This is a genomic window from Leptospiraceae bacterium, from assembly GCA_016708435.1.
Taxonomy (GTDB): domain Bacteria; phylum Spirochaetota; class Leptospiria; order Leptospirales; family Leptospiraceae; genus UBA2033.
The window spans coordinates 699,205-718,473 of sequence record JADJFV010000001.1; the positions used below are offsets into that span (position 1 = coordinate 699,205).

Genomic DNA, 19,269 nt, shown 5'->3' on the forward strand with positions numbered 1-19,269 from the left:
AATTGTCATAGTAAGCCCATCGAATCCATGACTATTATAGAAAAATGACTTCGATCAGTATAAAAAGAATTATTCAATTCTCGGCTGGTTTTAATCCAGGCGACGCTATTAGCAATGAAATGCTTATACTCAAATCTTACTTTTTAGAAATTGGATTTGAAGGAGAAATCTTTTCAGAGAACATTGGAAGAAATACAAAAGGACTTGCTAGTAAGTTCAAATCATATAGACTAAGAGAAGGTGATTTTATAATTTATCATCATTCTATTCATTCTGCTGTATTCGAATTTTTATTGGACATTCCTTGTCCTAAAGCGTTGATCTATCACAATGTAACTCCGAGTCATTTCTTCGAGCCTTATGATTTAAAGTTAACTCATTATTTAAAAAAGGGAAGAGAAGAGTTAATTGAGTTGAAGGAAAAATTTCAACTTTACTTTGCGGATTCAAAATTTAATCAACAAGAACTTTTAGATTTAGGTTTTCCCTCTGTGCAAGTGCTTCCGATTATTTACGATTTTGGACGTTTGATAAAAAAAGAAATCTTGCAAAAGCCGCAGACAAAGAGTATTATCTTTGTGGGTAGAATTGCTCCGAATAAAAAGCAAGATGATATAATTAAATTAGCAAAAGTATTAAAAGACCATTTTCTAACGGACTTTCAAATACATCTTGTTGGATATTGTTCGCGCGAATTAGAATTGTATAAAGAAGAATTGAATTCTCTCATTCAACTTTTTGATTTAGATAAGCATGTGTTTTTCTCTGACTTTATTGATGATGAGCGATTGGCAGAATATTATCAAAATGCAGATTTATTTTTATGTATGAGTGAGCACGAGGGATTCTGTGTGCCTTTACTTGAATCGATGTATTATGAAGTCCCTATTCTTGCCTTTGATGCGGGAGCTGTAAAAGATACACTTGATGGTGCCGGTATTCTATTTAAAGAAAAAGACTTTCCAACTATTTGTGAATGCATTCTAAAAATACTTTCCGATAAAGAGTTTAGAGAGAAAATTTTAGTGACCCAAAGAGAAAGACTTGATCGTTTTCAGAAAGGGAACTTCACTAGCATCATAGGTTACGCAATCAAATACTTCAATTTATGAAAAAATACTTTATCAAAAGATTCTTACTTTTATTTCCAACTGTTCTCGGAATTACCTTTGTTGTTTTCATCATTTCCCATATGGCACCCGGCGGTCCTTTTGAGTCAGAATTAGCAAAATGGAGAGGGACAGCAAATGAAGCAGGAGGAAGCCAAAAACAAATCTCTGCCGAAGAAATTCAGTTATTAAAAGAGCGGCTACACTTGGATAAACCCGCACCGGTAGCTTACCTCTACTGGTTAAAAAATATCGTTCAGTTCGATTTGGGAGAATCTCGCATTAATTATAAAAAAGTGAGTGATTTGATTTTTGAGAAAATGCCTATCTCGCTTACGTTTGGACTGAGTGGGTTTTTTATTTCTTATTTGATTTGCATTCCACTTGGAATTTACAAAGCTCTTCATCACGGAGAAGCATTTGATCTGGCGACTAGCTTTTTAATTTTCTTTACCTATTCCATTCCTATCTTTGCGCTTGCACTTTTACTTTTATATTTCTTAGCTTCTGGAGAATTCTTTTCTCTTTTCCCATTGGGGCATGAAGTCTCTGATAACTATGAATCCTACGACACCTGGGGGCAAATATTGGATAGACTCCATCATATGTTTCTTCCTGTGCTCTGTTATATTTTCCATTCCTTTGCTGTGCAAACTATCTTAATGAAAAATTCTCTCTTAGAAGAAATTAGCAAAGACTATGTAAGAACTGCTGTAGCGAAAGGAATGACATTTAAAGATGCAGTCTTCAAACATGCATTTAGAAATTCATTGATTCCGATTGCTACTGGCTTTGGAAGTAATCTTGGTTTGCTATTTGCTGGCTCTCTTATTATTGAATTAGTCTTTAGTATCGACGGGATGGGTTTACTCAGTTTTAATGCTGTGAGAGAACGAGACACAGATCTTATGATGGGACTTCTTCTAGTGCAAAGTATTCTATCTCTTGCTGGAAATATTCTTTCTGATTTTTGTTATGTATTAATTGATCCAAGGATAAAGTTCGAATGACACTAAATCCAAATACTAAAAAACGATTACAAAAATTTCGAGCGAATAAAAGAGCTTATTATTCTTTTTTATTTTTGCTCACAACTTACGTCATATCCTTGTTTGCCCCAATTCTTGTGAATGATATTCCGATTTTAGTTTATTACAAAGGCTCAACGTATTTTCCTATTTTTAAATTTTATCCCGATAAGACTTTCGGCGGGAAGCAGGACACGGTTGCCAATTATAAAAAATTAAGAAAATCCCCTCAATTTCAAGAAAGCGGCAACTTTATGTTATTCCCAATTGTTTCTTATGGCTACAATGAAAGTAATATGTCCGACTTGCCCTTCGGTGTCTCTCCTCCAACTAAACCAGACGCGAAGCATTGGCTGGGAACAGATGATAGAGGTAGAGATGTATTTACGCGAATTTTTTATGGATATCGAATTTCACTTAGCTTTAGCTTGATACTTGTATTTCTAGAAATTTTAATTGGAACTATTATTGGCGGCTTACAGGGATATTTCGCTGGAATCTTTGATCTTACCTTTCAACGAATTATCGAAATCTTTTCTGCCATTCCATTTTTGTATTTGATTTTAATCATGGGCTCTTTCTTTGGAAGAAGCTTTACTGTGCTATTAATAACGTATGGAGCCATTAGTTGGATTGGAATCAGTTATTATATGCGTGGAGAATTTTATCGACTCAGGCAAGCACAATTTGTAGAAGCAGCAAAAGCATTTGGCGTTCCCTCTTACACGATCATATTTAAGCATATCGTTCCAAATGCGCTTACTCCGATTGTAACATTTTTACCTTTTATATTAATTGGGTCTATATCCGTGTTATCCGCTCTTGACTTTTTAGGTTATGGGATTCCCGCTCCCAATCCTTCGTGGGGAGAACTGATTGGGCAGGGAAGAGAAAGACTCAGTGCGTGGTGGCTAATAGCATTTCCCTCCTTTGCACTATTTCTCACCATACAATTGAGTGCATTCATTGGAGAAGGACTTAGAGATGCATTTGATGCAAAGGAAAAGGTTACATTCAAATGAAAAAAGCCAATCCAACTCCAAAGACGAAAACAGTAAAACCAAAAAAAGAAATCATCAAAAAAGAAATTCTTTCTATTGATAATCTGTCTGTCACGATTCAGGCTAATCCTGTTTTGCCGGTATTGCAGAATGTTTCCTTTTCCATGGAAGAAGGAGAAATTTTGGCTCTAGTGGGAGAGTCCGGAAGTGGAAAGTCTCTCACTGCTCTTTCGATTACAAAACTTCTTCCCGTTAAACAATTCGAATACACAAACGGTTCGATTGTTTTTAATGGGACGAATATTTTACAAATCGAAGATGAAAAACTAAGAAGTATTCGCGGGAAGGAAATCGCCTATATTTTTCAAGACCCATTTACATCTCTAAATCCTCTTAAAAAAATCAAAGACCAAATTATTGAGTCGTATAAAATTCATATTTCTGAAAATGAAAGAGAAGCAGTGGATAAGGCAAAGTATCTGCTTAATAAAGTGGGACTCACAGAATTAGATGAAAGACTCAATTCCTATCCAGGTCAGATGAGTGGTGGAATGCTACAACGAATTTGTATTGCAGCAAGTTTAATGTGCGATCCAAAGCTTTTGATTGCAGATGAGCCAACAAGTGCTCTCGATGTAACGATTCAATCCCAACTTGTAGATTTACTTCTAAAGATCAAAGAAGAAAATCAAATGTCGATTTTATTTATCTCTCACGACATATCGCTAGTAGCCTCTCTAGCCAATCGAATTGCTGTCATGTATGCGGGACAAATCGTTGAAATTGGTGAAACAGATGCTTTGATAGATAAGCCAACCCATCCTTATACAGAAGCACTTCTTCGCTCCATTCCAAGTGGAATTAAAACACATCATAGGCTAGCTGTAATCGATGGGATTGTTCCTTCACCTGCTGATTATCCTGTCGGGTGTCATTTCTCTACTCGATGCCCGGAAGTAATGGATAGATGTAGAAGGGAAAAGCCCGCCTTATACCAGCTAATTAAGAATAGGCGCTCAGCTTGTTTTTTAAGGGAGAAGAAAAAATGATCGAAGTAAAAAATCTTTCTTCCAGTTATAAAGTTAGCTCAAAAGAATTTTTTAAGAAGAATATAATTCGCGCTGTAGAGGATGTTTCCATTATTATTCCGGAAAATCATACACTTGGACTCGTTGGCGAATCCGGTTGTGGTAAATCATCATTAGGCAGAACAATTCTTCGTTTGCAATCCTTTAACTCTGGAAGTATAAAATACAATGGAGTTGAGTTAACTACTCTTTCGCAAAAAGAATTACTTCCATATAGAAAGAATCTGCAAATTATTTTTCAAGACCCTTATTCATCGTTAAATCCTAGACTTACTATTTTTGAAATCATTACGGAAGGGCTTACTATACATAGAAAAGTTTCTCGTAAAGAATCGCAAGACCTAGCAGTTGCTATCTTAGAAAAGATGAGTCTTAAGTCGGATATACTTAGCCGTTATCCGCACGAATTCTCTGGTGGACAACGACAAAGAATCGCAATCGCTCGAGCTCTTATTCTAAATCCTGAATTTATTGTATGCGATGAAATTGTTTCCGCTTTAGATGTATCTAACCAAGCACAGGTGATTAATCTTTTAGCAGATTACAAGATGGACAAAAATCTTTCTCTTTTATTTATCTCTCACGATTTAAATATCATAACTCATATTTCAGATGACATTGCCATTATGTATCTAGGAAAAGTAGTAGAAGTAGGAAGCAAAAAAGAAATCGTAGACAAGCCATCTCATCCTTACACAAAATCGTTATTTGCCTCTACATTCGAGCTAGAGAACCGTAAAAAGAAAAGAGTCATTCTCTCAGGGGAAATTCCAGGTGTATTAAATAAACCCAGCGGATGTTACTTTCACACTCGCTGCCCAATTGCACAGGATATTTGTAAAAGAGAAGCGCCACCAGTGAAGACTCTTTCTAAGACCCATACTTCGGCTTGTCATTTTAGTTAGCGCGATTCCCCCAGTCACCTCGAACATGCTTCTTCATCCTCCCTTCGCTCCAAGTATTCGCGACCAACGCCTTCGCAAGGTCTATCTGACAAAAATAGTAATAGATTAGCCTTATTGTTTTTTTACCAAATAGATTTCGCACACTGCGCACATACTGAAGTGCTTGGTTCGAAATGACCGGCTAAAATCTTATCTGTATTCAATCTATCGCTCGCTCCATTTATTTGCTCAAAGCCTTCCAAAGGTAATCTTTAATTAGAAAAGAGTTGACATTTATATAAAATTCCTCAATTCTAAGTTATGGCATCGCATGTATTAGAAAGAGAATTCCTTCGAGAAAATTTTGTTCCCATTACTGTAGAGGCATACCATTATCTTGCCGAAAAAAATCTAATATCTGAAAACTCAGAATTAATCGAAGGAGGTATAATTAAAAAAATGCCTAAATCTCCAATTCATTCTGCTTTAGTTCGAAAATTGATACAGTTTTTTCAGAAATCCATTGGTGCAGAATACAATGTATCAAGTGAAAATCCCCTAACACTAAAACACTCTGAGCCAGAGCCAGATATTGCAATTGTTGATTTTAGAGACGACTATTACGCAGTTGCACATCCAAGTTATGCGCATCTTGTTATAGAGATTTCTCTTACAACGCTTGCATTAGATCGAGATAAGGCAGATATTTATGCTTCATCCAATATTCCTGAATATTGGATATTTAATTTACAGAATAAAACTCTGGAAGTATTTCAGAATCCTTCTGACGACAAATACCAATTAACCACAATTCTTACAGCTACTGATTCTATTCATCCTCTCTTTCAGCCTGAGCTTTCTTTAGATTTAAAAGAATTTTTATAAATGAATACAGCATAAAAAGAAAAATCACCAAAAGGAAACCTTACATTATTCTTATCTCAGTTATTTAAAGGCAAATAACTATTAGTCTATAACTTGAAACTCTGTCCGTCTATTCAGTCTATTGGATTCTGGTTCAAGATTATTGATAATAGGTTGAGTCGATCCTTTGCCATCTGAAATCATTCTCTTCCGATCAATTCCCTTTGAATGTAAGTATGTGCGAACAGATTCCGCTCTCTCAAGGGATAATATCTTGTTAAGCGCTGTGTCCCCTGTAAGATCAGTATGACCAGTGATTCTGATTTTGCTTTCTGGATTGTCTCGGAGAAAATCTGCAATTTGATTTAGAATAGGAAAAGAATCACTTAAAAGCTCACTTGAATTGGTATCGAAATGCACACTATTAAGAGTTAATTTCTTCTTGTCTTTAAGCGTTTGCGTTATTTCGTCTTTAGTTACTACATCTTTCTTCGGAGTCTCTTTCTTGGGAAGCTCAACTACATTTGGAATTTCAATGTCTTTTTGTGGAGGATTGACTTTAGCCTCTTCGATTGGTTTATCTCGAATCGGTTTATCATTGATTGCAACTTCTGTATCGTCCTTCAATATGAGAGCAGTGTATATATCATAATTCTCATTTACATTCTTTCTACAGAAATAAAATGCGTTATTCGCCTTATCGATAATCATATAGGCTTCATCGCCTTGTGTGTTTATTTCTGGTCCTAAGTTTTCTGGCTCTCCATATGAGCCATCTTTTCCGATTTTTGAACGATAGATATCATAGCCACCGTAACCACCGGCACGATTCGATGCGAAGTATATGTATTTGCCGTCCTTAGATATAACGGCAGCAATATTAGAGGTGCCTTCAAGATTGATAGGCGAAGGAAGTTCTTCTGGTTCTTGTAGTTGGTTACCGATAATCTTTGCTCTCCATATCTTTGCTTCTGCCGGAGTGCCGAATGGGTAACGTGTAAAGTAAAAATCATTTTCATGAAGGAATGGATTTTCTTCCATTTCCTCCGTATTAATTTTATCGGATAGACTAGAGGCTTTTGCCCATTTGCCTCCAATGCTTTCTGCATAGTATAAATCTCTGGATACTCCTAATTTGCCGTTAGCCAATCTAAACTCTATTGAGCCATCACGATTAGAGGAGAATACGATAAATTTTTCATCATCTGATACGAAAGGACTTTGGTCATCATACGGAGAGTTTAATGCGCGTAATTCAACAGGATTTGACCACTTGCCATTGACAAGTGTTGATTTATAAAGATCAGTGTATTTAGAATTATTTCGCTTTGAATAAAAATACATTGTCTTGCCGTCAGCAGTCAGTGACGGAGCAAATTCTTGCATATCTGTATTGATATTTCCTGGAATTGGAATTACTTTTACTTCAGGAATAGAGAATAAAGAAATAGATAAAAGAAAAAGAATTAGAACGAACATTTTTTTACCGGACATAAATCAAAATCTCCTTTGTGATAGATCGAAATTTGAGATTAATCAATGTATCGGAAAAGAAAAAAATAGATTAACGCGTCTATAGTCTATTTCGTTAAATTTTCGTAAGACAGTTTATCATAAAGAATGGCAGCGCCAAGAATCATTTGATCTAATGTGCTGATTAATCCTACTGCTTCCTCTTCTGTGATAATTTTGTCTTCGAGTGCTTTCTTTAAATCCTCTGTAAAATTCAGAATTTCTATTTTGAAATAATGTTCATACCAGAACTTTACTGATTTTACATTTTGAATTTCTTCGACAGAGTATGTATACGTTAGCTGAAATGAATACTCATCAATAAACTTGAGATTTAATTTCTCAGACGGAATTTGTTTCTTAACATATTTGGTTTGAAGAAAGTTTCTCAAGGTGACGGAAATTTGAATAATGTCGCGCATATTGCGGATGATTACGATTTTTTCATTCCCAATTAATTTCCCATCATTCTGAACAAATGCATCATACACTCCACCTGTATGTTTAAATTCGTGAATCAAAGATGATATCAATTCGTTGAATTGCAATTTTGCATAACTTGAACTTATGTTCCAACGTATATAGAGTTCACCGCTTTCGTTTAAAGAAAAATCTTCCATAAAGTTAGTTTCAATTCATCCAAGAAAAAGTCAAGTGGGATGATAAAGGATTTGAAATCTTATCTATAATTCATCCCAGCCTGATTCACTGCGCAAAATTTGTTCCGTTCACTTTATAGTGTAATCAGAATAATCTTGCATTTTTTTAAAGCTTCTTTGAAAATGCCTCATCGTATGAATCCAATCAATCTCTTCCGAAAATCAATCAATGTTCAATTCTTAACTTTATCGGCAGTCTCAATCGCCTTTACGGGAGCCCTTGTTGGTTTTCTAAGTTTTCAATACGCTAAGGATGAGTTTGAAAGTAAATTAACGAATAAAGACATACCTGCTTTATTAAGCTTAAAAGCTACAAAGATTGAAAGCGAATTAGATAAAGCACTTGAAGTCTCCGAAATATTTTCTTCTGATCCAGAATTAATCGAATGGTTCAAATCAAATGGTTCGAATTCTAAATTGGAAAACTCAGCGAAAACCAAAATGAATACTATCGCGAAACGCTTGAATTATACGAGAGTCTTTGCTTCTAATTATTCTACAAAGGAATATTTTTTTTATGGAGAAAGAAAACAAAATCGACTGGGAAAATTCGAAAATAATCCAGCTATCTTGGATGAAGGCGAAGAAGGGGACAAATGGTTTTTTGACTTTTGGAAATCAGAAAAAGATTCTGAAGTGAACATTGGTAAGTTGAGTGAGCAAGACAAATTAGACAAAGAGAATACGAATGCATATATTAATACGATTATAAAAGACGGACAAAATAGAATTGGAGTGGCCGGTGTAGGTGTTCGATTGACTGACTTTGTAAAAACATTCTTTGCTGATGATGAAGATGGCGGTAGAACGTGGTTAGTCGATAAAAAATCAATGACGATAAAAATTAGTATGGATTTCTCTGAGATTGATAAAGAAGCAGCAGATATAATTTCAAGAGATATAAAAAACCATATTCAAAACTACGAACAAAACAAAGCAGAGAGCATAAAAAAAATATTAAGCAAGAATGGGGAACTAACCTTCTTTGGCTACAGGAAGTTACCCATGCATGAGTCTTTGATTGTTGTTTATGCAGTTCCTTATGAAAAAGTTATGGAGCCATTATCTATTATCCGTAAAGTTACAATTGGTTCAACTATTTTCATTGTAATGATTGCTTTCTATGTGTTCTTAGTTTATTCACGAAAAATTACGAGACCAATTATAGGACTTACGGATATTGCTGAAAGAATTAGTGATGGTGAGTTAAATCTCCGTTATGCTACAACTACTAGAAACGAAATTGGAAGATTAGCTGCTTCTTTTAATGCAATGACAGAAAGCCTTGCCGAGAAAAATCGTAGTCTTGAGGATTACAGTAAGAATCTCCAAGAAAAAGTTTATGAGCAAACCTATGAACTGGCAAGGCAGAAGAGAGAATTAGAAATTAAGAATAAAAGTATGCAGAAAGAATTGGAAATGGGACAGAAGGTGCAAGGAATTTTTCTTTTGCCATTTAATAGTCGTTCGGATTGGTATGAAGTCTATGCTACTAGTTTTCCTTCAAAGGAACTAGGTGGTGATTTTTTTAGAATTTATGAATCCTCAAGAGACGAATTATGGCTTTTTATCGGAGATGTGTCAGGAAAAGGCGTTGGTAGTTCACTGATTATGACTGCTGCTGTTTCTCTTTTAGATCAGATGCAGGGAATTGGAGGATCGCTAAATGAATTGGCAAGAGATTTTAATTCTCAGCTATTTCATTTGATTGGTTCTAATAAAGGTAGTGCTCCAGGATTCTTCATTACTGCTGGTTGTGCTTTTTTAAAAAAAGAAGGTAATCTATATTATGCGTATACAGTGAATGCAGGGCATGAGCCACCATTACTTTTGCGAGAGAATAACTTTACCGCTTTACCTTCGGGCGGGAGAGCTTTTGGTATATCTGGGGATACTCATTATAAGCTGTTCAAGACAGAATTGAAGAGAGGAGATATTCTTTTCTACGTCACTGATGGTATATTTGAGCAAAGAAGTGAAACGGGTGATTTTTTTGAGTTTAATAATATCCAAGACTCAATACAGAAATATCAAAATGAATCAATGGAAACTATTTGTCATAGATTGCTCGAAGAACTAGATGAATTTGCCGCGAATGTTCCCCAAGAAGATGACAGAACTGTTATTGCCTTAAAAATTTTATAGTCTTATAGTAAGAAAACAATCTTGGTCTAGTTTTTTATTTTTTATCTCTTAATTCTTCTAGATCACTTAATTCAACGGAAAGTGCGTTAGTTGAAATCTGTATTTCCCATACAGAAAGAGAAAGAGACACTGCCAAAAGAACTAGACTTAGTTCGAAGATGATTCTAGCAAATGATAGTTCACTTACAAAAATAAGCAACATACAGATAACGCAAAGTAGAATACTGGAAATTCCAAAGAATTGCATATAGCGAATAAGGTTTAGACGATGACGAAGCGATTGTATTTGAACGAGGAGTTTTTGCTCCTTTGTAGTGGAATATTCAGTGTATAGGTCACGGATTAATTTGGCTAAACTCAGAAATCTATTTGTAAAGGCTAGCATCAAAAGTGAAATTGCGGGGAATAAGAGTGATGGGGTATTCAATGTAAGTTCCATTCCTTTCATCTATTTTTATATTTGTCTTGGGTCAACGTAAAGTTTTCTATTAAAGTAAAAATAGTCTTGCTAAAAAAAATAAGAACACAAATTTGAAGAGAACAAAGAAAGGAAGTTGAATATGCAATGGCTTAATGATCTAATTCAAAACCATCCAGACTTAGTAAAATTTATTTCCATACCTGTTACTTGTGCATTCGTTGGTTGGATAACAAACTATATTGCAGTGAAGATGATTTTTCATCCTGCTGAATTTTGGGGGATTGGTAAGCTAGGTTGGAAAGGAATTATCCCTAATCATGCAGTTAAAATGAGCACCCTCATTGGAAAGATTTTAACAGAGCGTTTGATTAAGCCACATGAATTATTTTTGCGAGTGGATCCGAATGAAATCAGCCATCAGATACAGGACTTGATTGATATTAAAGCAAAGGAAATTATAAAAGATATTATCGCAACAGAGAATCCTGTTCTCTGGTCATTGCTTTCTGAGGATATAAAAAAAGCTCTCGAAGAAGAAGTTCGTAAAGAAATTCCAAAACAAATTGTAGAAGTATATAAATCCTTTGGTCTTGAATTAGATAATGTGTTAGATTTTGAGGAAGTTATCAAGTCTTCCCTCAGTGGTCACAAGACTTCCATATTGATCGAAATGTTTGAAAGATGCGGAGGACCTGAATTTCAATTCATCATTGTATCTGGAATTTATTTTGGATTCTTAATCGGGCTGATTCAACTTGCCTTCATTAATATTCTAGGTCAATGGTGGACGATGCCGATTATGGGTGTTGTTGTCGGGTATTATACAAATTGGATTGCAATTCAGATGATTTTTAAACCTCTTGAACCAACTAGATATTTTTATTTTATTAAATACCAGGGACTTTTTTTAAAGCGGCAAGAGGCTGTATCAAAAGAGTTTGCGAATGTTGTTGCACATAACGTATTAAACACAGAGAACTTAATTCGTCTTATCTTTACAGGCAAAGGTGGGGATTTGATAATTAAACTTGTAATTGAGCGTGCATATAAATTAACTCACGACAAGATGATGGAGAAGGCTCCTCTTATGCCAGTTATTTTAGGCTCGGAGAAAATTCGAAACATAAAAGAAACGATTGCTGAAAGGCTAATCTGGATTTTACCCGATGTAGCGAATCGTATCCAAAAATACTTGAATGATAAATTACAAATAGAAAAAACAATTGCAGAAAGATTATCCGTATTGCCAAAAGCAGAGTTCGAAGAATTACTTCATTCTGTTTTCAAAGAAGATGAGCTAACGCTGATTATCCTTGGCGCCTTGCTTGGTGGACTTGTGGGGCTATACCAAGCTTATTTAGTGTTCTAAGAAACTATTTAAACGAAAGATGAATCGTTAAGGCTTAGCTACACATCTTACATAGAAGCGAGTTAGCTTCGTTGAGTAAAATGCATCGTAGCTCTTTACCGAAATTGTATATGCTGAATCAGGCTCGTCTTCGTAAGGGGTAGATGACCAGTATTCGCAGCATGGACTTATCAAACGATGAATTTCAGAACTATAAATTAGTTTTAATTCATTGCGACTAGGTAGACGCATCTTAAGATTACGACAGTAACTAATAGCAGAATACCAATTCATTTGTTTTATATCAGAGGTTTGCCAAAGTAAGCCCCCGTAAGAAAGTAAACCATTGTCTTTCACAGGCTCTTTTACTTCTGTAGTGTCCTTTGTATCTTTCGCCTCTTTTGCGTCGGTAGAATCTTTTGCATCCTTCGTGTCTTTAGCATCTGGAGGATTAAGTGTATTATCCGTTATGTCAATCAGAGGCGGCATATCTGCTTCTAGCTTAACGAGTCTAGTCTCTTTTTTTTGTAAGTCGCTCAACTGAATTTCGGTTATGCCTTCTTTATAACCGTCTAGTATTAATTTGTAATTATAAATTCCAGGCTGATCTTTGGAAGAGACAAAGGGAGTTTTGCCTTCTTCTATATTCGTTGTAGTGTTAATTACTTTTGCACCGGGAGGATCTGTATCAATGAAAATATTATTTCCAATTTCGACTTTAGAAGTCAATACAATCATGCGATAGCCTAAGAATCCACCAATTCCCAATCCGAGAAGGAGCATAGCCACGATTAGCCCCCAGTTGAGATTGCGGTGAATAGGACTTTGCTTAAGCGTGTTAGGAATATCTGAGCCAACTAAACTGGCTAATGCTTCTGCAAATTCTTTAGCTGACTGATATCTTTTCTTTCTGGATTTTGCACAGGCTTTTTCAATGATTGCTTCGAGTTCCGGTCCTAAGACTGAAAAGTCAGGGTCAACTTTTTCGGATTTTGATTTCATCTTACCGGAGAGGCTTGGCATTTTTTCTTTTACTTGCTTGATCATAATGGAGAGTCCACTATCACCTTTAAAGGGAAGATCACCTGTCAATAATTCAAAGAGCATAATTCCGACAGAATATACATCGCTTCTTCCATCAATGTCCTTTCTTCCCTGGCATTGCTCTGGGCTCATATAATTTGCTGTGCCCATTGTCATACGAGTGCGGGTAATCGAAGAATCCGTTATCTTGGCAATTCCAAAATCTACGATAATAGGCTCGCCATTTGCGCGATACATAATGTTTGCAGGTTTAATATCTCTGTGAGATTGTAGATTATTCAAATGACAGTAATGAAGTGCATCTAATACTTTTGTGATTAACTCGGCTGCTTCTTTTAATGGAAACATCGAGCCCTGGTCACGGTATTTTTTTTGCTTATCTGCAACAGAACCACCGGATGCGTATTCCATAATATAATAAGGTCTATCATCGCAGAGACCTACATCTATTACCTCAACGATATTTGGATGCTTTAGTCTTGCAGGAGTGCGGGCTTCTAAAATAAAACGCTCTCGTATTTCATCATCATCAGAAATGTCTTTATTTAAGAACTTAACAACGATTTTGCGCTGAAGAGCTGTTTGCTCGCCTAGGTAAACTGTTGCCATTCCTCCTTTGCCAATCTTTTTCTCGATTGTAAATTTGGGAGAAAGATGAGAACTCAATAGCTCGATATCGGCATCCGGTTTATTTCCCGTAACCGCTGACTGTAAGCCATTGCCACATTGGCGACAAAACTTATCTGTCTCCGAATTTTCTGTTCCGCAATAAAAACACTTTATCATATATTTACTAACGATCTGACCTGCTAGAGAGTTGCAGTGAAATCCTTATACTTATTTGAATCCATTAGAGAATCAGCCTCTGTTAGGTTAATATTTTTTACTTTAATCATCCATGCGCCAAATGCATCTTTGTTTACAATGGAAGGGTCTTTTGAAATCGCTGGATTGATTTCGATTACCTCGCCACTCAAAGGAGCGTATAAATCTTCGGCTGCTTTCACGGATTCAATCGTGCCAAAGCTTTGTCCTTTCTTTACTAGCTTTCCGATTTTTGGTAAGTCTACAAATACGATGTCCCCTAACGCATTTTGTGCAAAATCAGAGATTCCGAAAGTTGCTGTATCTCCTTCGATTTTCACCCATTCATGTTTTTCTGTATATTTATGTCCGTCTAAAATTTTTGTCATAGAATCCTACTTATTTCTTTCTAACGCTTCCCTTAATAAAATTTCCTGTTTGAATAATGCTTTTTTTCTTAGCACCACGAATTTCAACAAACACGACTTTGTCGTTTTGAATGAATCCTTTCTTTATAAAAACTAATCCGATTCCTTCTTTGAGGGAAGGTGAATAACTTCCCGAAGATGTCTGACCGATTAAATTCCCTGCCTCATCATAAACGGAATAATTTTCTCGCAATACTCCCGCCTCTGTGAGCTTAATGCCTGTTACCCCGTATTCGGCGCCATTCTTTTTTTGCGAAATGATTTTGTCATATGCCAAATAAGGAGTAGTCTTTTCCTTTACGATCCAACCGATTCCTGATTCTACAGGCGTTCTAGTCGAATTTAATTCGTGACCGTATAATGCATATTTTGCTTCTAAGCGAAGTGTATCTCTTGCTCCAAGTCCAACGGGAGCTAAGCCAAAAGGTTTTCCGAATTCTAAAAGTTCTGTCCAGATTTGAACTCCAGTTGGAATGGTTGAATAGATTTCAAATCCATCTTCGCCAGTGTAGCCTGTGCGGGAAACAATCATTTGCTCCCCTTTAAATGAAATGAGTTTAAACTTATAATAACCAATGTCTTCTAAATCTTGACCAAGGTATTTTGAAAAGATTTGATTTGCCTTCGGACCTTGGATTGCAATCTGATGCCAGTTTGCACTTTCATTTGTAATCTTGAGATCAGTATTAAATTTGAGTAAATGCGCATATACCGCTTCATAATTAGAAGCATTTGAGCATATCATGTATTTCTCATCGTTGAATTTATAAATGGTAATATCGTCTACCAAGCCACCATTTTCATTGAGGACGGCATTGTATTGGACTTGAAAGTCATGCATTGTTGCGACTTGGTTGCAAGTTAGCTTTTCTAAAAAAGTCAGGAGAGATTCCTTTTTCCCGGTGAGGAAAATTTCTCCCATATGAGATACATCAAATAGGCCAGCGTTTGTTCTCGTAGAGAGATGTTCCTGTATAATGCTCGTATATTGAACAGGCATATCCCATCCGCCAAAAGGCACCATACGCGCACCAAGATTTCTGTGAACCTCGTTCAATGGAGTAACTTTTAGATTTTCCAAACATCGCCCTCGTTTCGTTTTTTACCAATATCTAATGACTCTATCAAATGCCAAAAGCAAAATTTCTATTGAAATAAAAAATGAGTAAATCCAGGTTAATAAAAGAACATAATCTTCTTGTTTTCAAGCCAATAAATCCCTTTCGAGATGTTATCTATAAAGAGTATGGAAGTAACTTTTAAGAAACGGCGATTGGACTTTATTATAAATTAATAGAAAATATGGGCTTTAATAAAATGGAAGCCTTAAATAGCATTCAATCTTTTACGCCTGACCTATTTGTAAAATAAGCCTCGATGTCTTGTAGCAATTTTTTACTAAAGCCCTTTTTGCAGTAAGTCATGAATTAACACTATACCTACAAGATGATTTTCTTGGTCGGTGATTGGGGCAACAGAAATGGGGCGGGATCTTTCTTCCATAGCGACTAATACATCGTATGCTTTCATTCCTAGTTTGAAGGAACTTGGATTTGGATTCATGATTTCGCGTGCTGTCTTTTCTTTGGTGAGGGAGCCTTGTAACAGAAACTTTCGAATATCATAATCAGTGATAAAACCGATGAGTAGGTTTTGTTCGTCTACAACACCAACAGCACCAAGTCGCTTTGTTGTGATTTCATTTAGAATGGTTGAGAGATCAGCATCTGGTTTAATGACTGCATTGTTTTCCCCGGCGCGCATAACGTCTTCAATATCAAGACTAAGCCTTTTTCCTAATCTTCCTGCTGGATGAAATAGAGCAAAGTCATTGGCTTGAAAATTCTTTAATTCCATGAGAGCCATTGCTATCGCATCTCCCGCGATGAGTGCAATAGTTGTGCTTGAAGTTGGTGCGAGTGCTAAAGGGCAGGCTTCTTGTAATATGGGGGTAATGAGTGTTACATCACAAGCAAGAGCAAGTTTTGATTTTGAATTGGCAGTGATTCCTATTAGTTTGGCACCGATTTTTTTGATAGTGGGGATAAGGGCTATTAGTTCATCACTCTCTCCGCTTTTTCCAATGGCTATTACTACATCATCTTTGGCTATCAGTCCCGCATCTCCATGAGCAGAATCGGTTGGGTGAAGAAAAATTGCTGGAGTGCCGGTGGAACTCATTGTGGAGGAAATCTTTTTAGCTATGTCTCCTGACTTTCCGACTCCTGTAACAATCACTTTTCCATTGGATTGTAAAATTAGCTCAACGGCTTGCTCAAAGTTCGGGTCTAATGTCTCTTGGAAGTGTTTGATTGCGTCTACTTCGATTGTGACAGCTTTTTTTATTTTTTCTAAAATCTCGCTCATAGCTGAATGAAAAATCTTTGAATTTGTTATGTCAACAGTAAAAGATTTTACTTCTTCGAATAACAGTGGAAGAAAAAAGATTGCACTCTGCTTGCAATTTAGGATTATACAATTAGGAAAAGAATTAATTTATGAAATATATTTATTTATTTGCCGTAACATTTTTAATACAAGCTTCGCTTTTTGCCGATTCAAAAGTTGTCCTTGGAGAAGAGGAAATACGAAAAGCCCCCTACACAAAATTTGAGAACCGTTCTGATAAATTTGCTACTCCCGAATTGAAAGCTATTGAAGTTGAGATTGGAAAAGGACTTCATGAACAAGTAATTGAAACGAATAAGCCAATCAATTACAAAGGCTTTACTCTCCAAAGATTTTATTCAGACGAGCCTGGAAAATTCGGCGGTGATATTTTAGTTTTAAATAAAAATTCTAGTTACGGACATATCAATTCTATTAAGAGAATTTTAAATGCATATATTCAGAGTTCATTTGAGTATACAGAAAAAAATGCAGATGTTCTAGTAATGGAAGTTTTATACTACAATGCACAAAATCGTCAGAAGCTAGATCGAATAAAAAAAAGATACACCAAATCGCTAGTAGCCGCTCTAAATAAAAACAAAGTTGGCATTGGTAAAAAATTCAATGACTGGCCTGGTAATACACAGATTGTAATTCCAATTAAATCTTCCGCCGAATCTAAAACTCCTACGATTACAGAAAATAAGACTGAGAAAAAAACTGAAACCAAGACTGAAGAAAAGAAAGAACCCACATCCACTGAAAAAAATCCAGTTACAGAGCGTGAAAAAATAAAACCAACCAAACCAAAAGTTCCTAGCTCTGAAATGTCAAAAGAAAATATTACCAATACCGCTAAGACGGTGGATGATAAAAAAACTCCTGCGAAGGAAACGGCTAAGGAAGCGAAACCGACAGACGTTGTAGTGGAAAAGAAACACATTGAAGAGCGAGTGGTTGAAAAGGATAAAGGAAAAACATCCAATATAACTGAGTCGGAAGTAAAACAACCGGAAAAAACAAAAGAAAGCAATCCTGAAATTAAAAAAGCGGTTACTATAGATAAACCGGTAGCAAAGGATACAAAACCAACAGTAGTCATAGAAGAAAAGAAAACACCTGCGAAAGAGCCTGCAAAAGAAGTAGCAAAGGAAACGAAACCCGCAGTAGTCATAGAAGAAAAGAAAACACCTGCGAAAGAGCCTGAAAAAGAAGTGGCTAAGGAAACGAAACCAGCAGTAGTCATAGAAGAAAAGAAGACTCCTGCGAAAGAGCCAGCAAAGGAAGTAGCAAAGGAAACGAAACCGGCAGTAGTTATAGAAGAAAAGAAAACACCTGCAAAAGAGCCTGAAAAAGAAGTGGCTAAGGAAACGAAACCAGCAGTAGTCATAGAAGAAAAGAAGACTCCTGCGAAAGAGCCAGCAAAGGAAGTAGCAAAGGAAACGAAACCGGCAGTAGTTATAGAAGAAAAGAAAACACCTGCGAAAGAGCCAGCAAAAGAAGCGGCTAAGGAAACGAAACCGCCAGTTGTTATAGAAGAAAAAAAGACTCCTGCGAAAGAGCCAGCAAAGGAAGTAGCCAAGGAAACGAAACCACCAGTAGTCATAGAAGAAAAGAAGACTCCCGCGAAAGAAGTCGCTAAAGAGACAAAGCCAGAAGAACCAAAGAAAGAACCTGCCAAAACAGTTGCGCTGAATGAAACCAAGCCTGAGCCTGCAAAGACGGTTACTGTTGATAAGCCAGTGGAGCAGCCTAAAAAAGTAGAAGAGCCAAAGAAAGAAGCACCCAAGACTGTAGTTACTCCTCCACCAGCTAAGAAAGTAGAAGAAAAACTACCGACTACTAAAACCGAAATAAAAAAGATGGCGCAAGAATTAACTGAACTCAAAGCAAAAGAAAAAGATAAAGTAGAAAACAGCGAAAACGTTGTTGGAGAAAAAATTGTTTTTCTAAAGGTAAAAGAATTTTTAGCAGAAGGTCATTATAGCTCTGAAATGTGGGCGGTAGATACTGAAAATGATGACGAGCTTTTTCAAAGTCCATTTAAAAAAGTATGTGGGAAAGAATTCAAAGAGCTTGGAACCGGTGTAGTGGTAATGAGCTTTAGAGAGAATGACGTTCTTGGAACGGATACTCATCATCTTGCGCTACTTGATAAAGAAAATTTAAAATTAATAAAACAAACACAGGAAATTATTTTCTGGAGATCTTTTGTTAAAGAGCAAAGCGGTAAAATTTATGCAATCGAAGTTAAAGATGGAAAGTATTATCTAGCTCAATTCAAAGAAGATCTTACATTTGAAATGAGAAGTAGCGATCCAATTAATCCTGACTGTGAAATCGCATTTAAGAAAAATAAAATCTATCTAACCAAGCGAGCACCGGATAACTCAGGTGTATCGATTCGAGTTTTAAATCGCGACAATTTGAAATTACGCGACCTTAAGGTAATGAAGTAGTCGATTGTGAAATTTAATTTAGTTTCTTATGTAAAAACAGTCTCTAGAAAAATTCTAGAAGAACTGAATAATGTAAAATTATTT

The 19,269-nt window shown here is 36.0% G+C and carries 16 protein-coding genes; 9 read left to right on the forward strand and 7 right to left on the reverse strand.

The window, feature by feature from the left end; all coding sequences use genetic code 11:
- Window positions 1-59: 59 nt before the first annotated feature.
- From IPH52_03410 to IPH52_03435, 6 genes are all read left to right on the forward strand, one after another.
- Window positions 60-1,112 (forward strand): glycosyltransferase family 4 protein, encoded by a 1,053-nt coding sequence (locus tag IPH52_03410; protein MBK7054089.1) that lies wholly within the window; start codon window positions 60-62, stop codon window positions 1,110-1,112.
- Entirely contained in the window at window positions 1,109-2,119 is a 1,011-nt protein-coding gene (locus IPH52_03415; GenBank protein MBK7054090.1) for an ABC transporter permease subunit, read from the forward strand. Before IPH52_03410 ends, IPH52_03415 begins: the two co-directional genes overlap by 4 nt.
- The gene (locus IPH52_03420) at window positions 2,116-3,159 is read left to right on the forward strand and encodes an ABC transporter permease subunit (GenBank protein MBK7054091.1); all 1,044 of its coding nucleotides are present in this window, start codon (window positions 2,116-2,118) and stop codon (window positions 3,157-3,159) included. Before IPH52_03415 ends, IPH52_03420 begins: the two co-directional genes overlap by 4 nt.
- Window positions 3,156-4,187, forward strand: coding sequence for an ABC transporter ATP-binding protein (locus IPH52_03425; protein ID MBK7054092.1), 1,032 nt, complete (start codon window positions 3,156-3,158; stop codon window positions 4,185-4,187). Before IPH52_03420 ends, IPH52_03425 begins: the two co-directional genes overlap by 4 nt.
- Window positions 4,184-5,131, forward strand: coding sequence for an ATP-binding cassette domain-containing protein (locus IPH52_03430; GenBank protein ID MBK7054093.1), 948 nt, complete (start codon window positions 4,184-4,186; stop codon window positions 5,129-5,131). The genes IPH52_03425 and IPH52_03430 overlap by 4 nt, the downstream gene beginning before the upstream one ends.
- Before the next feature lie 300 nt (window positions 5,132-5,431).
- On the forward strand, window positions 5,432-5,995 hold the full coding sequence (locus IPH52_03435; GenBank protein ID MBK7054094.1) for a Uma2 family endonuclease: 564 nt from the start codon (window positions 5,432-5,434) through the stop codon (window positions 5,993-5,995).
- 81 nt (window positions 5,996-6,076) lie between these two features.
- Here IPH52_03435 and IPH52_03440 read toward each other — a convergent pair whose 3' ends face one another.
- Window positions 6,077-7,468: a PD40 domain-containing protein gene (locus IPH52_03440; protein MBK7054095.1), complete on the reverse strand. Its 1,392-nt coding sequence runs from the start codon at window positions 7,466-7,468 to the stop codon at window positions 6,077-6,079.
- A gap of 86 nt (window positions 7,469-7,554) precedes the next feature.
- The gene (locus tag IPH52_03445; GenBank protein MBK7054096.1) at window positions 7,555-8,106 is read right to left on the reverse strand and encodes a hypothetical protein; all 552 of its coding nucleotides are present in this window, start codon (window positions 8,104-8,106) and stop codon (window positions 7,555-7,557) included.
- A 174-nt stretch (window positions 8,107-8,280) separates the two neighbouring features.
- Between IPH52_03445 and IPH52_03450 the strand changes: the two genes are divergently transcribed.
- Window positions 8,281-10,290, forward strand: a complete 2,010-nt coding sequence (locus tag IPH52_03450; protein ID MBK7054097.1) for a SpoIIE family protein phosphatase — start codon at window positions 8,281-8,283, stop codon at window positions 10,288-10,290.
- A 34-nt stretch (window positions 10,291-10,324) separates the two neighbouring features.
- On the opposite strand, the gene IPH52_03455 is transcribed toward IPH52_03450, so the two are convergent.
- Window positions 10,325-10,729, reverse strand: a complete 405-nt coding sequence (locus IPH52_03455; GenBank protein MBK7054098.1) for a DUF2721 domain-containing protein — start codon at window positions 10,727-10,729, stop codon at window positions 10,325-10,327.
- 121 nt (window positions 10,730-10,850) lie between these two features.
- On the opposite strand from IPH52_03455, the gene IPH52_03460 reads away from it, so the two are divergent.
- Window positions 10,851-12,080, forward strand: coding sequence for a DUF445 family protein (locus IPH52_03460; protein MBK7054099.1), 1,230 nt, complete (start codon window positions 10,851-10,853; stop codon window positions 12,078-12,080).
- 27 nt (window positions 12,081-12,107) lie between these two features.
- Here IPH52_03460 and IPH52_03465 read toward each other — a convergent pair whose 3' ends face one another.
- The 4 genes from IPH52_03465 to IPH52_03480 all read right to left on the reverse strand — a co-directional run bounded on the left by IPH52_03465 (window position 12,108) and on the right by IPH52_03480 (window position 16,702).
- Complete coding sequence (locus IPH52_03465; GenBank protein ID MBK7054100.1) at window positions 12,108-13,889, reverse strand: protein kinase; 1,782 nt, start codon at window positions 13,887-13,889, stop codon at window positions 12,108-12,110.
- A 23-nt stretch (window positions 13,890-13,912) separates the two neighbouring features.
- Entirely contained in the window at window positions 13,913-14,296 is a 384-nt protein-coding gene (gene gcvH / locus IPH52_03470; protein MBK7054101.1) for a glycine cleavage system protein GcvH, read from the reverse strand.
- A 10-nt stretch (window positions 14,297-14,306) separates the two neighbouring features.
- Complete coding sequence (gene gcvT / locus IPH52_03475; protein MBK7054102.1) at window positions 14,307-15,416, reverse strand: glycine cleavage system aminomethyltransferase GcvT; 1,110 nt, start codon at window positions 15,414-15,416, stop codon at window positions 14,307-14,309.
- A 317-nt stretch (window positions 15,417-15,733) separates the two neighbouring features.
- Window positions 15,734-16,702: a KpsF/GutQ family sugar-phosphate isomerase gene (locus IPH52_03480; protein MBK7054103.1), complete on the reverse strand. Its 969-nt coding sequence runs from the start codon at window positions 16,700-16,702 to the stop codon at window positions 15,734-15,736.
- 131 nt (window positions 16,703-16,833) lie between these two features.
- On the opposite strand from IPH52_03480, the gene IPH52_03485 reads away from it, so the two are divergent.
- Window positions 16,834-19,185, forward strand: a complete 2,352-nt coding sequence (locus IPH52_03485) for a hypothetical protein (protein MBK7054104.1) — start codon at window positions 16,834-16,836, stop codon at window positions 19,183-19,185.
- The last annotated feature ends 84 nt before the right edge of the window (window positions 19,186-19,269 follow it).